The sequence below is a fragment of the Acinetobacter sp. BEC1-S18-ESBL-01 genome, assembly GCF_014169935.1.
GTDB classification, from domain to species: domain Bacteria; phylum Pseudomonadota; class Gammaproteobacteria; order Pseudomonadales; family Moraxellaceae; genus Acinetobacter; species Acinetobacter pittii.
The window spans coordinates 1-13,754 of record NZ_AP022302.1 but is presented as its reverse complement, the minus strand read 5'-3'; the positions used below and the strand labels follow the sequence as shown (position 1 = coordinate 13,754).

Genomic DNA, 13,754 nt, shown 5'->3' with positions numbered 1-13,754 from the left:
AGTTTAAAGCGAATCTTGAGTATTTTTATCAAGATTATTTGTAATTCTCGTCTTGTAAGCCACATTCGAAGTTTTTAGCATCTTGCTTACAACGGAATTGCCATAATAGTTTCATCATGCGTTTATCATATACACCACGTTGTGTAAGGTTAATTCGAGACTCACGCATGAGCTTTTGGTAGCCCGGTTTATCGGCTGCTGGGACATCCATCCAGTATTTTTGTGGAATATCAGCTTTCATCTTACCCAAGATGGTAAAAGCACGTGGTAGCTGACCTGAAACCCACTCTCTAGATTTCTGTCCAAAACCAGCTGGAAACTTATCAGGTCGGATAATAATATTTCCTGTGACCTGTAAGATTGGATAATTCACGATCGCACCTTTTGTACCTAAACCTTTTTGTAGTTCCAAAGGTTTAAATGCTGCTGCTGGCGCACCAATAATATCAACTTGATGGTTATTAAATTTCGCACCGAAATTTGTTACGTCAGCACTAACCGCCTGTGCCCCGACCTGCTGAACCATAATTTTTTGTGCTTCATCATAATCAAGCACAGCAATTTTCTTACCTGCAGCTTTCGCTACTGTATTGATGCTACGGTCATTTACCAAAAGGTAAGCATCACCAACCGGAATAACACCGACAACCTCATAGCGACCATTAACCATATATTTACTAAAAGTCGGACTCGCTAGACCTTGCATCACTTTTACAGCAAGCTTGAGGTCAGGAATCGCTCCAATTGCGTCTAATGAACCAGTAAATGAGTTAAATTGGCGACCACGCATCCCTGACACGCTAATACCATCACATTTACCCGCTTTAAAATCTTCAGCAATCACGGCTTCATTCTGGTTTACTTTAAGCTCGATATCAGCTCCCCAGTTTTTAGCGGCAAGTTGATAATCCTTCATCAGCGCATAAACGTCGCCATTTTTTCCAACGAAGTCAAAAACACATACTGTTTGTTTAGCCTCGGCTGCAAAAGAAACTGTGGTAAGTCCCATCGCAAGTAATAGCGTTTTGGAAAATTGCATATTCTTTTTCCTTTCCTTGTGGAGTTTTTGTTTTTCGATACCAAGAAATTTCACACCATCAGGTATGAATCGGATAGGCTTCATATAAAAATCATGATGGAATATTTGTATAGACCGTATTTGCTTTTATGATTTTATTTCCCTGAAAAATAGATAGCGAATGACCTATCTATTAGCAATTATTTTAATCACTCAAGTCCTTGATCTATTTTTATACCTTCATGTTTCCTTATGAAGTTTTTATCTAAATTTAGCTTAACGTCTTTCTAACTAACCACAATGGCAGAACTGACAGCGTATATAAAACAAAAAGCCTAGAACTCAGTCTAGGCTTTTTGAAAGAAATTAGGATTATTCACCAGGCATTGAACATTCAAAGTTAGCTTTGTCTACAGAACAACGCGCTTTTTTGAGTACAGACATCATTCCAGCATCGTAAACACCGCGTTTAGTTAAGTCCATACGGCCATCACGCAACATTTTTTGATACTTAAGTTTGTCTTCTGCACTTAAGTTCATTTTGTATTTGCCAGGAATTTGCGCTTCTAAACGGTTGATCATTGCAAAGCTCTTAGGTAACTGTTTAACAAACCAGTCACGAGATTTTTGACCAAAACCAGCTGGGAATTTATCAGAACGTAATACTAGATCTGCTGTAACGTGTAATACAGGGAAGTTCCACATTACACCGTTTGCGCCTAAACCTTTATTTAACTCTAATGGTTTGTAAGCATAAGCAGGTGCACCTACCATATCTACCTGACCATTGTTAAATTTAGCAGCAAAGTTTGAGATATCAGAAAGAACTGCTTGAGCACCTACACGTTGCACCATAATTTTTTGTGCATCGTCATAGCCAAGTACAGCGAATTTTTTACCCGCAGCTTTTTCAACAGAGTTGATGTTTTTGTCGCGTACGAAAATGAATGCTGAACCTAGCGGAGAAATACCAGCAACTTCGTATTTTTTACCACCCATATTTGTGGTCATTTTTGCTGCATTACGTGCATCTAATACATAAGTAATTGCACGTTGAGCGATTTGGTTGTTTGGAACACCACCGAGTGAGTCGATAGATCCTGCGAATTTGTTATATTGGCGTGCACGCATTGCTGTCATTGCTACAGCATCACATTTACCCGCTTTAAAATCATTATCGGCAACAGCCTCATCCTGACGAGGAACTAAGTTAATTTCAGTACCCCAGCCTTTTGCAGCAAGAGCCCATTCTTCCATCATTTTATATGAGTCGCCTGCTTTTCCTAAGAGGTCGAATACACATACGGTACTCGCTGCTTGCGCTGAAGCAGAAAAACCAACAACAGAAGCGGCAGCCATAGCAAGTACGATTTTTTTCATTTTCTTCATCCTTCCACGGAACAGATTTTTTGTTTGAAGTTTCCTTTCAAACACAGATATTAATCATGTTTTTTAGAAAAAAATAGAGCTTTTACTCAAATATTTTTATCTCATTGAACCATTGTTTGTTGGTTTTAAATTATTTATTAAAAGGAAAAATCGCTAATTTTCCGTAAGTTATTTTTTATATTCACAATTTTCATACCCATATTCAGCTTTGAAATATATGTAGCGTTTTTGTGTTTAAAAAATAAACTACTCTCCATTAAGCGTACATTCAAAATTTGTCCGTTCAACTGTACAGCGGGCACGCTTTAGCACACTCATCATTGTTGCATCGTATACACCTTGTTTTGTTAAGCTGAGGCGACCTTCACGTAAAATTTTTTGATATTTAGTTTTGTCTTCTGCTGAAAAATTAATTTTAATTTTTGAGGGTACGCCCATTTCTAGCCGTTTTATCATGACAAAATTCTGAGGTAATTTTTGTATAAACCAAGCACGTGACTTTATACCGAAATCTGTGGGGAACTTATCACTTCGGGCAATTAAATCACCCGTAACGTTAACTACGGGGAAAGTAAACATTGCCCCTTTCACGCCAACCCCTTTACCAATCTCTAAAGGTTTATAAGCATAGGCTGGTGCCGCAATTGCATCGACTTGGCCACTATTAAACTTTTTCACAAAATCGGTAATTTCTGAGGGAATGGGCTGAGCGCCAACGCTTTCCACCATAATTTTTTGTGCTGCGTCATATTGCAAAATAGCAAACTTAGTCCCACGTACTTTTTCAATTGAGTTGAGGTTTTTATCTCTCACAAATAAATAAGCTAATCCAATCTGGACAATACCGACGACCTCGTAATTGGTTCCATTTTGTGCAGTCACCATGCGATGTTTATTACGCTTATCTAAAACATAACTAATAGCTTTTTGGGCAATTGCATTACTGGTTACCCCTCCAATCGCATCAATTGAACCTGCAAATTTATTATAATTTCGCGCCCGCATGGAGGTCATATAAGCGGCGTCACATTTTCCTTCACGCAGTCTACGGTCAACTAAGCCTTCATCTTGAAATGGAATTAAAGTGATATCTGCTTGCCATTCTTTCGCTGCAAGCGCCCACTCTTCCATCATTTTATAGGATTCACCTGACTTTCCTAATAAATCAAACACACAGACACTTTGCCCAGCATGTACTGTCCCCACAGCACAGCAAAATACTGCACCAATTATCCCCAATCTTTTTTTCATTTGACTTTCCTTAGTCTAGTTTTATTAGTAGCTCATTAATCAACCAAATTTTAAACTGTTTTTATTTTAGCCATATTTTTTTAAAAGTATTCTATCTTGTTCAATATTTTGAAAATTTCGGATGAATAGCGAAATTTAGAATGTATTGATATATGTAATTATTAACAGCTACTCACTAAAATCCGGAAAGTTTTGTTTTCATCGGCAGTTCTCTTTAAAATACAGCATCCCTAACTCACCTCGATACAATAAGATGATTCAATTTGACCAAGTTTCTTTACGCCGCGGTGGACGTGTTCTATTTCAAAAAGCGTCTATGCAATTACACCCAGGTTGGAAGATTGGTCTAACTGGTGTAAATGGTGCAGGTAAATCGACCTTATTTGCTGCATTACTTGGAAGTTTAGGTGCAGATGAAGGTTCACTTACTCGTCCTACAGGCTGGACCGTGGCGCATATGGCCCAAGAAGTAAAAGCCCTAGATATGCCTGCAATTGATTTTGTTCTTTCAGGTGATGAAGAGTTTTGGGATATTCAAAATAAGCTTGCTCAACCAGATCAACTGACTAATTTTGAACTGGCTAAATTGCATGGCCGTTTTGATGAAATCCATGGTTATTCAGCGCCCTCTAAAGCTGCGCAGCTCATGGCAGGCCTTGGTTTTCTAGAAAATCAATTACGTTTGAACGTTGAGAGCTTCTCGGGTGGATGGCGTATGCGTTTAAATTTGGCGCGTACCCTCATGAGTCGTTCTGATCTACTCTTACTGGATGAACCAACAAACCACTTAGATTTGGATGCAATTCTGTGGTTAGAAGATTGGCTTAAAGCCTATGAAGGTACACTCATTCTAATTTCGCATGACCGCGACTTTTTAGATGCGATTACAGATCATATTCTTCACATTGAAAATCAAGAACTCACACTTTACACCGGAAACTACTCTACATTTGAAACCACACGTAGTGAACGTCTTGCCCAGCAACAACAAGCTTTTGAAAAGCAGCAAGAAACACGTGCTCACTTACAAAAGTTTATTGATCGTTTTAAAGCAAAAGCGACTAAAGCTCGTCAGGCACAAAGTCGTATTAAACAACTTGAGCGCATGCAGCAACTTGCACCAGCCCATGTAGATACGCCGTTTACATTTAGTTTCCGTGAACCGACTAAAATGAGTTCACCTTTGCTGACTTTAGACAATGCCAGCATTGGTTATGGTGATAAACAGATAGCCGAAAAAATCAGATTACAAATTACACCAAACTCTCGTATTGGTTTACTGGGTATGAACGGCGCAGGTAAGTCAACATTGATTAAGAGCTTGGTTGGTGATTTACCACTCTTGGCAGGTGAACGTAAAGCTTCCGAGCTGCTTAATATTGGTTACTTTGCGCAGCACCAGATGGATGCTTTAGATGGTCATGCTAGCCCAATGTTACAGCTTGCCCGTATAGCAGATAAACAAATCAGTGAAGCCACTCTACGTTCGTTCTTAGGGAGTTTTGGCTTTAGTGGTGAACGCATGGATACACCATGTGAAAGCTTTTCTGGTGGAGAACGCGCTCGTTTAGCCCTAGCACTCATTGTATGGCAGCGTCCAAATGTTTTAATTCTCGATGAACCAACAAACCATTTAGATCTTGATATGCGTCATGCACTGAGCATGGCATTACAAGATTTTGAAGGTGCCGTTGTTCTGGTTTCCCACGAACGTCAACTTATTGCAAGTGTATGTGATGAGCTTCTTTTAGTACACGGCGGTAAATGTACTGAGTTCGAGGGTGATTTACAGGACTATGCTAAATGGCTACGTGAAGCACGTCAGCAACAAATCAATGCTCAGACTGCTGTGGCACAGAATAATTCGTCCTCTGCCGCTCCAGCACCTGCTAAAGTTGATAAAGAAGCACAGCGTAAAGAAGCAGCTCGTCGTCGTGAACAGACTCGACCTATTCGTAAAAATATTGAAAAGGTTGAATCACAAATTGAAAAGCTACAACCTCAGCTCGCCAAAATTGAAGAATCCTTAGCAGACACATCTTTATATGAGGCTGCACGTAAGGATGATCTACTCAAACTTATGAATGAGCAGACAGAGCTGAAAGCTAAACTTGAGCAACATGAAGAGCAGCTTTTGGAACTCATGATGGAATTAGAAGAAATGGAAGCTTCTTTTGATTAATCCATTTTCTAAAATAAAAAAGCCGATTTCTTAATCGGCTTTTTTATTGATTAATAAGGCGTATAAAAAGCCCCTAATTCATTTAAATTGGTATTTATCGGTAAAGGCCAGACATTGCTTGATAAGCTGTCTGCAATATATAAATCGTATCCGCCTCGACTTCCTGTTTGTCCTGCAAGAGACACCACCATGTAACGCTGATCTAAAGGAGCTGGATCGGAAGTATCATAATTAATATTGTTAAATGGCAAACGTGTAGTTTGTTTATTAGCCATATCATAAATATAGATCTGGTCATGAGGATTTGTTGGGCTATACCAGCGCACATATAAGAACCGACTTCCTTGCCACCATACTGGATAATATGAAGCGATATTGGTCAGCTGTGTATCATAAGCACCCGTCTGATCAATACTAAAAATTCTAGAATTATTTCCAGCACCTTTTGCATACAAAATTTGAGTGGTATTCACCATCGGATAAGGCATCGATTCTTCTATATCCCAACCATTTTGAGTCACAGAAGTCATCGTCCGATCCGTCATTTTAATGATTTTTAGATCGCCATTTTGTTTAAAAATAATACGCTGGTTATCTATAAATTTAGGGTCTTCATCGCGCTTATTATTTCCCTGAGTTAGATTAATGGGTAACTCAGTGCTTCCGACCTTCCATACATATACATCCCATGCATCACCATAATGCTGCCCAGAGTTAACTCCCATGAACGTTAACCATTTTCCATCTGGAGAAAAATGACCATTCATCATATGGTCAATTTTCCAATTTGCACCGAGTAATGTGGTCTGCTGTGTTGTTAAGTTATAAAGATAAAGCCTACTGTCCCATGCCTCATAATCACTATAACGATGAAATACTAATTTTCCATAAAAGGTGGGGGCTATCGCAGCATGCAATTGAAACACACTAGTGAAAAAAACAATGCTACCCAATATAAGTTTATAAATCTTTTTCATAATTATATTTCCTATTGTTATTAGAAAGTACCGCATAGAGAATATAACTTCGAATAGTTTACGTGTTAAACAAAATGCTTTTTCGGATACAAAAAAAGGGCTAATGATGATTAGCCCTTTACCATAAAAAATCAATTATCTAAATTTTCTATGATTTTCATTTCGTATTTTGACTAAATTAATTGCTTCAGTTTTGGCTTGATCTAATTGTCCTTGCTCAACTAAAACAGTTACTTTATCAATTTCGGCAACAAGCTGATCTAAACCAGCTTGGTACTCTTTTACCTTTACATTTTCTGATGGCAAACCTTCGAGTTTATGCGGCAAATATTGCTTAGAAGAAACTGCTGCTTCACGCATTACAACAAGCTGTTTTTTCGCGTTATCAGCATCTTTCGCTTCAGCAAATGCTTTAGTACTCTTAGCTAAAGTTTTCATATTCGTTTCTAGGTCTGCCGCCCAAACAGCAGAACTTCCTAAAAACACACATGAAATTAAAAGGCTAGCTAATAATTTCTGACTCATCATTCTCTCCCTAGACTGATTTAGAATCATGTTATGAATTAAGCATCAATATCCGCATTTAAAGCATTCTCTTCGATGAATGCACGACGTGGTTCAACATCATCACCCATTAAGCAAGAGAACATACGATCTGCTTCAATCGCATCATCAATTGTCACCTGCAACATATTACGGTTTTCAGGGTCCATTGTTGTTTCCCACAACTGTTCAGCATTCATCTCTCCAAGACCTTTATAGCGTTGGATCATCATACCGCGGCGTGAATCTTGTAAAATATGTTGCCAAACTTGATGGAAGTTAGCCACTTGAATACGGCGATCACCTTTTTGTAAAAAAGCACCGTCTTCAAGTAAAGTGAACCAACTCTTCGAGTTTTTGAGTAAACGTGCATATTCAGCAGAATTCAGTAAAGCTGCATCAAGCAAATACGCATGCGGCAGATTATGAACATAGACAGTAATACGCGGCCAATAATGCGCAGATTTTTCACCTTGAGCATTTTCACGTTCAAATGCCTCTAGAGAGATTTCTGGACGTAAACTTGGCTGTAATCTGGTAATGATATCGCGTACCTGATCTGCCCATTGTTGTACATAAGCTTCATCATGGTTTTGATCACTCTTGAATGCTTCTACTTCAAGTAAAGCATCCAGTAAGCTAGCTGGATAACGTAAAGTTAAGCGCTGTAAGCTCTTTTGTGAAACTTGATAGTCTTGAATCACTTTCGCCAGTGCTTCACCAGTAATTGCAGGTGCTTCAGCATTGGTATGTAGAGATAGCTCATCAATTGCATTTGAGATGAGATAAGTTTCCAACGCATCATTATCTTTGATGTATTGTTCTTGCTTACCTTTCTTCAATTTATACAAAGGTGGCTGAGCAATATAAATATGCCCACGCTCAACCAATTCTGGCATTTGACGGAAGAAGAACGTTAACAACAAGGTACGGATGTGCGAACCATCGACGTCGGCATCGGTCATGATAATGATTTTATGATAGCGAAGCTTATCAGGGTTATATTCTTCACGACCAATACCACAGCCAAGTGCAGTGATTAAAGTACCCACTTCCTGACTAGAAATCATTTTGTCAAAGCGTGCACGTTCAACGTTCAGGATTTTACCTTTCAACGGTAAAATAGCCTGCATTTTACGATTACGACCTTGTTTAGCACTACCACCAGCAGAGTCACCCTCGACTAGATATAATTCAGAAAGTGCTGGGTCTTTTTCCTGACAATCTGCCAATTTACCTGGTAAACCTGCAATATCAAGTGCACTTTTACGACGTGTCATTTCACGCGCCTTACGTGCAGCATCACGTGCACGCGCAGCATCAATAATTTTACCGGCAATTGATTTTGCAGCTTGCGGGTTTTCAAGTAAGTAAGCAGAGAACTCTTTGTTCATTGCTTGCTCAACCGCTGGTTTTACTTCACTCGATACTAGTTTTTCTTTAGTTTGAGAAGAGAATTTCGGATCAGGTACTTTTACCGAAATAATCGCGGTTAAACCTTCTCGTGCATCATCGCCTGTCACATTGACTTTTTCTTTCTTGAGAATATTTTCATTTTCAAGATATTGGTTAAGACCACGCGTTAAAGCTGCACGGAAACCTGCTAAATGAGTACCGCCATCCTTTTGAGGAATATTGTTGGTAAAACAACGCACGTTTTCTTGATAACTTTCATTCCACTGTAATGCAACTTCTACACCAATACCGTTTTCTGTATCAGCAGTGAAATGGAAAATCTCGTTGAGATGGGTTTTACCTTCGTTAATGTATTTTACAAACTCAGATAAACCACCTTCGTAGTCATATACGTGCTCAAGGTTAATACGTTCATCACGTAAAACAATACGCACGCCCGCGTTTAAAAATGAAAGCTCTCGTAAACGACGCGCTAAAATTTCAACGTTAAAAATAGTTTGACTAAAAGTTAGTTCACTTGGCCAAAAACGTACAGTTGTACCACTGCTATCCGTTTCACCAATCACACGTAATGGATATTGCGGATCACCGTGGTGATACTCTTGTTCGTGCACTTGGCCAGCGCGATTAATAATTAAATGCAATTTACTTGAAAGCGCATTTACAACTGAAACGCCTACGCCGTGCAAACCACCTGAAACTTTATAGCTGTTGTCGTCAAACTTACCGCCTGCGTGCAAGATCGTAAGAATTACTTCCGCTGCAGACACCCCTTCTTCAGGGTGGATATCTGTTGGAATACCACGGCCATTATCAGAAACACTCACTGATTCATCTTCGTGAATTGTGACAATAATTTCGTCACAATGCCCAGCTAAAGCTTCATCGATTGCGTTATCGACAACCTCGAATACCATATGGTGTAAACCGGTACCGTCGTCTGTATCCCCAATATACATACCCGGACGTTTACGAACTGCATCTAATCCACGTAATACTTTAATACTAGAGGAATCATAAGCCTTTTCATTGGTTTGTTCTGTTTGAGAGGCTGATTGAGACTCTGAACTCATGGTTTCTCCCTAGCAAATATAGGTTTATTCAAAGATGGGTAACATCAAAAAATTATGGTGAAGCAAGACTAACTTGACCGGATTCAACATTGAATAATTGATATGAAATAGACAGATCATGTAAGTGTTTTTTTACCGATGCATGATCTAAAGTTGTCATAAAAACCTGGCTACCAAGTTGGCTTAATCGTTCAATTAAACGTTGTTGTGCGGTTAAGTCTAATTCTGCTGTCAGATCATCTAATAATACCACAGTTTCCTTATTACTCGCATGTAACATTGCAATTTGTGACAGTTTTAAGGCAATAATCAAGAGTTTTTTCTGACCTCTTGATAAAACTACATCAGCATGTCCAAACGGGGTTTTTAAGCGCAAATCTGCACGATGTGGGCCATATTCGGTATAGCGTCGTTCGATGTCTTTTTGGTGTTGATTCAGCAAGTCTTGCATGAGTCCCTGCTCTGTATGAAAACCGGGACTATATTCCAGTTCAATCTCTAGATCAGGTAGCAATTGACTTAAATCATTTTGAAAAAAGACATTCCATTGTTCCACAATACTTAAACGCTGAGAGTGTAAAATTTCACCATAATCACTCAACATTTTATTCCACGGCTCTAAATCCGCTAGAGAAATATTCCGTCTGGTTTTAAGCAAAGTATTACGCTGCTTTAATGCACGAGAATAATATTGCCAAGCAAAATAAAACTCAGGTTCCACGTGGAACATCAGCCAATCTAAAAGCTGGCGCCGAGGTTTCGCCCCATGGTCAATAATATCTGTACTTTGTGGATCAATATGCTGCAAAGGAAGCAGTTTAGCGAGTTGTCCTTGTGTAGCCACTGTATCGCCATTGACCTTCATCAACTGCTCACCAGAGGCCAACTTTTGCATGCCAATTTTTTCAGTTGCAGATTGCGCGAAAACAATCGCATCTTCAGCAGAGTATTGAATATAATTTTTAGGTATATGGGTACGGAACGACCGCCCTGTTGCAAGCAAATGGATTGCTTCCAGTATTGAAGTTTTTCCTGAACCGTTAGCGCCATAAAATACATTAAACGGTTGCAACCCTTGGAGTGCAACCGTTTTTAAATTACGCACACGTTCAATATTTAAACGCGTAAGATGCATATTAGATAGCCAGATTATACACGCATCGGCATAACGACATAGGTTTGATCAGGATGTGCCGGATCTTGAACCAATACAGATTGATTTGCCTCAGTCATGCTCATATTTACATCATCACCATCAAGCACACCTAAAACATCCAGTAAATATTGTGCATTAAATGACATTTCAAGCGGTATGTTTTGATACTGAATCGCTAAATCTTCAATCGCTTCGTCTTGTTCAGGGTTATTTGCACGTAGCTGTAAAGAATCCTGATTAAAATTCAAGAAAACACCACGTAATTTCTCATTACTCAAAATTGCGACGCGTTGTAATGATTGTTTGAACACATCATGGCTAATTAATACATGTTTATCGCCACCACGTGGAATCACACGACGATAATCAGGGAATTTTCCATCAATCAATTTAGTAGTAAAGCGAACAGTGATATCACCCTGCTCTTTATCACGACTTGGCGTATTAATCGTTACATTTAGTAATTCACGGCCAATAAGCAACGTTAATTGTTCATCTTCAATGCTAAGTAAACGCTGTAATTCCCCCACAGCTTTGCGAGGCACAATTGCTTGAACCAATTGAGATGAGGTAGAAGAAGCTGTAATTTCACAAAGTGCTAAACGGTGACCATCTGTTGTTACCGCACGCAATTGATTTTCATCAATTTCTAATAAAGTACCAGTTAAATAGAAACGTACATCTTGTACAGCCATCGCAAAAGCAGTTTTTTCAAATAAACGCTTTAACTCACGTTGAGTGACCTGTACTTGTGTACCCTGACTATTTTCAGTGGTCAATAATGGATAATCTTCTGCTGGTAAAGTACCTAAAACAAAACGACTATTACCAGATTTTAAAATACATCTTTGATCTTCAGTAATTTGTAAGTCGATCAATGCAGCTGTTGGCAATGATTTACAAATTTCCATCAACTTACGAGCAGGAACAGTTGTTTCACCTGCTTCAATGCATGCCCCTTCTGTTAAAACAGTACTGGCAACCAGCTCGACTTCTAAATCAGAACCAGTAATGGTGAGTGCCTGAGCATTAGCCTGAATTTTGACGTTTGAAAGAATATTCAATGTATGACGACGTTCTACCGCACCGACAACATGCGATAAAACATTGAGTAAGCTTTCTTTAGCGATTTTCAAACGCACGATTCATTCCTCTAGCAACTTGGAGCAAATATTTCATTTTTTAGCTGTGTACTATGCTGCACTTACGTAGACTTTGCAACAACGTCTTATTATTTCATTAACTCTGAAGTAAACGCAGTAGATTTTTATAATCTTCGTCAAAAATCGGATCTTCTTCTCGTAGACTCACAACTTTTTCACAGGCATGCATTACGGTACTATGGTCACGCCCACCAAAAGCCATTCCAATCTCGGGAAAGCTATCACCAGTTAACTCACGAGCAAGTCCCATTGCCAACTGACGTGGGCGCGCATAGATTCGAGTTCGTTTTGGGCCAACCAATTCTTTTAACGGAATACGGAAATATTCACTGACCACACGTTGGATATTTTCTACACTAATCGTACGTGCACGAATTGCCAACACATCTTTTAAAGACTCACGGACAACATCAAGATCGATTGGCGCACCTTTAAATCGAGAAATTGCTACAACTTTATTAAGTGCACCTTCAAGTTCACGTACATTAGCAACCACTTGCTGAGCAATAAATAAAGCACAGTTTCTAGGTAAATCAACACCGCTATTTTCGGCTTTCTTCAATAAAATTTCGATACGAGTTTCAATATCTGGCGGTTCAACGCCTACAGAAAGTCCCCAAGAAAAGCGAGAAACCAAACGCGGGTCTAACTCGGTCAATTCTTTTGGATAACGATCTGAAGTTAAAATAATCTGTTTAGATTCATCAAGTAATGCATTGAATGTATAGAAGAATTCAACCAAACTTGCTTCTTTACCTGCTAAAAGATGAATATCATCGACCAACAATAAATCTAAAGAACGGCAATTTTTCTTAAATTCTTCAACTTTGCCTTTTTGCAAAGAACTTACAAAATCCTGAACGAAGCTCTCAGAGGTCATATACATCACCCGTGCATTAGGCTTGGCTTGCAATAAAGCATTACCAACTGCCTGCATCAAGTGAGTCTTACCCAATCCTGTCGGACCATATAAGAATAAAGGGTTATGCTGTGAAGCACCTAATTGTGTTAATACCTTTCTACATGTTTCAGCAGCCATCTGGTTCGAACGGCCTTCAACAAATAAAGAAAAAGTAAATTGGGGGTTTAATAGTTTCTTTTTCGGTGTTTTTGGGTTCACTACACTATTAGTAGTAGGTGAACTGGAAATAGAATCTGGTTCTTTTTTTACTTTAATACTTTGTTGGGGCGCAGTTTGCAAAGCAGCAGTTGTAGTTGCTGGCTGCTCACCTGATGACAAAATACTACCAGGACGAGAATCAACTAAAATCTCAACCTGACGTACTCGTCCTTCTGATAACTGTTCGGCCAATATAGAAATTAATTCTAGATGGTTCTCTTGAATGTAACGCGTCCAATAAGGATTAGGTGCATAAAGACGCAGTGTCCCTTCTACTTCTTCAGCAACTAATGGGCGAATCCACATCGCAAAGACGTTATCAGAGAGCTCTTGTCGCAAGCGAGTTAAGCAGTCTGTCCAAAGCATGTGTATCCCCTATTTCTGCGTTTTTAAATTCAAATAATCTAAAGATTAACCCTTCCTGATGAGAAGGGGTCGCCATTCTAACCAAGTTATCCACATCTGT

At 39.1% G+C, this 13,754-nt stretch carries 10 protein-coding genes; 1 reads left to right on the top strand and 9 read right to left on the bottom strand.

Going from position 1 to position 13,754, the window contains the following annotated elements; all coding sequences use genetic code 11:
• Window positions 1–34: 34 nt before the first annotated feature.
• The 3 genes from H7R46_RS00050 to H7R46_RS00040 all read right to left on the bottom strand — a co-directional run bounded on the left by H7R46_RS00050 (window position 35) and on the right by H7R46_RS00040 (window position 3,658).
• On the bottom strand, window positions 35–1,039 hold the full coding sequence (locus H7R46_RS00050) for a putative solute-binding protein (protein WP_005804873.1): 1,005 nt from the start codon (window positions 1,037–1,039) through the stop codon (window positions 35–37).
• Window positions 1,040–1,390: 351 nt separating this feature from the next.
• A complete protein-coding gene (locus H7R46_RS00045; RefSeq protein ID WP_002115480.1) occupies window positions 1,391–2,398 on the bottom strand; it encodes a putative solute-binding protein in 1,008 nt (335 codons plus the stop codon).
• Between the two features lie 255 nt (window positions 2,399–2,653).
• A complete protein-coding gene (locus H7R46_RS00040) occupies window positions 2,654–3,658 on the bottom strand; it encodes a putative solute-binding protein (protein WP_086260978.1) in 1,005 nt (334 codons plus the stop codon).
• A 253-nt stretch (window positions 3,659–3,911) separates the two neighbouring features.
• Between H7R46_RS00040 and H7R46_RS00035 the strand changes: the two genes are divergently transcribed.
• Window positions 3,912–5,840: an ATP-binding cassette domain-containing protein gene (locus tag H7R46_RS00035; protein WP_064784537.1), complete on the top strand. Its 1,929-nt coding sequence runs from the start codon at window positions 3,912–3,914 to the stop codon at window positions 5,838–5,840.
• Between the two features lie 50 nt (window positions 5,841–5,890).
• Here the strand turns inward: H7R46_RS00035 and H7R46_RS00030 are convergent, their stop codons facing one another.
• The 6 genes from H7R46_RS00030 to dnaA all read right to left on the bottom strand — a co-directional run bounded on the left by H7R46_RS00030 (window position 5,891) and on the right by dnaA (window position 13,654).
• Window positions 5,891–6,817, bottom strand: a complete 927-nt coding sequence (locus H7R46_RS00030) for a hypothetical protein (protein WP_182924233.1) — start codon at window positions 6,815–6,817, stop codon at window positions 5,891–5,893.
• Between the two features lie 135 nt (window positions 6,818–6,952).
• On the bottom strand, window positions 6,953–7,345 hold the full coding sequence (gene cybC, locus H7R46_RS00025) for a cytochrome b562 (RefSeq protein WP_025465985.1): 393 nt from the start codon (window positions 7,343–7,345) through the stop codon (window positions 6,953–6,955).
• A 35-nt stretch (window positions 7,346–7,380) separates the two neighbouring features.
• Window positions 7,381–9,849 carry a DNA topoisomerase (ATP-hydrolyzing) subunit B gene (gene gyrB / locus H7R46_RS00020; protein ID WP_002115497.1) on the bottom strand — a complete coding sequence of 823 codons (2,469 nt, stop codon included), beginning with the start codon at window positions 9,847–9,849 and terminating at the stop codon, window positions 7,381–7,383.
• A 52-nt stretch (window positions 9,850–9,901) separates the two neighbouring features.
• On the bottom strand, window positions 9,902–10,984 hold the full coding sequence (gene recF / locus H7R46_RS00015; protein ID WP_002115479.1) for a DNA replication/repair protein RecF: 1,083 nt from the start codon (window positions 10,982–10,984) through the stop codon (window positions 9,902–9,904).
• 14 nt (window positions 10,985–10,998) lie between these two features.
• Window positions 10,999–12,147 carry a DNA polymerase III subunit beta gene (gene dnaN, locus H7R46_RS00010; protein WP_069122199.1) on the bottom strand — a complete coding sequence of 383 codons (1,149 nt, stop codon included), beginning with the start codon at window positions 12,145–12,147 and terminating at the stop codon, window positions 10,999–11,001.
• Between the two features lie 97 nt (window positions 12,148–12,244).
• Window positions 12,245–13,654 carry a chromosomal replication initiator protein DnaA gene (gene dnaA, locus H7R46_RS00005; RefSeq protein ID WP_002115442.1) on the bottom strand — a complete coding sequence of 470 codons (1,410 nt, stop codon included), beginning with the start codon at window positions 13,652–13,654 and terminating at the stop codon, window positions 12,245–12,247.
• Window positions 13,655–13,754: the final 100 nt, after the last annotated feature.

Bases quoted from the DNA above. Each gene is read 5' to 3' on its own strand.
- H7R46_RS00050 (WP_005804873.1), bottom strand. From the start codon at position 1,039: ATGCAATTTTCCAAAACGCTATTACTTGCGATGGGACTTACCACAGTT.
- H7R46_RS00045 (WP_002115480.1), bottom strand. From the start codon at position 2,398: ATGAAAAAAATCGTACTTGCTATGGCTGCCGCTTCTGTTGTTGGTTTT.
- H7R46_RS00040 (WP_086260978.1), bottom strand. From the start codon at position 3,658: ATGAAAAAAAGATTGGGGATAATTGGTGCAGTATTTTGCTGTGCTGTG.
- H7R46_RS00035 (WP_064784537.1), top strand. From the start codon at position 3,912: ATGATTCAATTTGACCAAGTTTCTTTACGCCGCGGTGGACGTGTTCTA.
- H7R46_RS00030 (WP_182924233.1), bottom strand. From the start codon at position 6,817: ATGAAAAAGATTTATAAACTTATATTGGGTAGCATTGTTTTTTTCACT.
- cybC (WP_025465985.1), bottom strand. From the start codon at position 7,345: ATGATGAGTCAGAAATTATTAGCTAGCCTTTTAATTTCATGTGTGTTT.
- gyrB (WP_002115497.1), bottom strand. From the start codon at position 9,849: ATGAGTTCAGAGTCTCAATCAGCCTCTCAAACAGAACAAACCAATGAA.
- recF (WP_002115479.1), bottom strand. From the start codon at position 10,984: ATGCATCTTACGCGTTTAAATATTGAACGTGTGCGTAATTTAAAAACG.
- dnaA (WP_002115442.1), bottom strand. From the start codon at position 13,654: ATGCTTTGGACAGACTGCTTAACTCGCTTGCGACAAGAGCTCTCTGAT.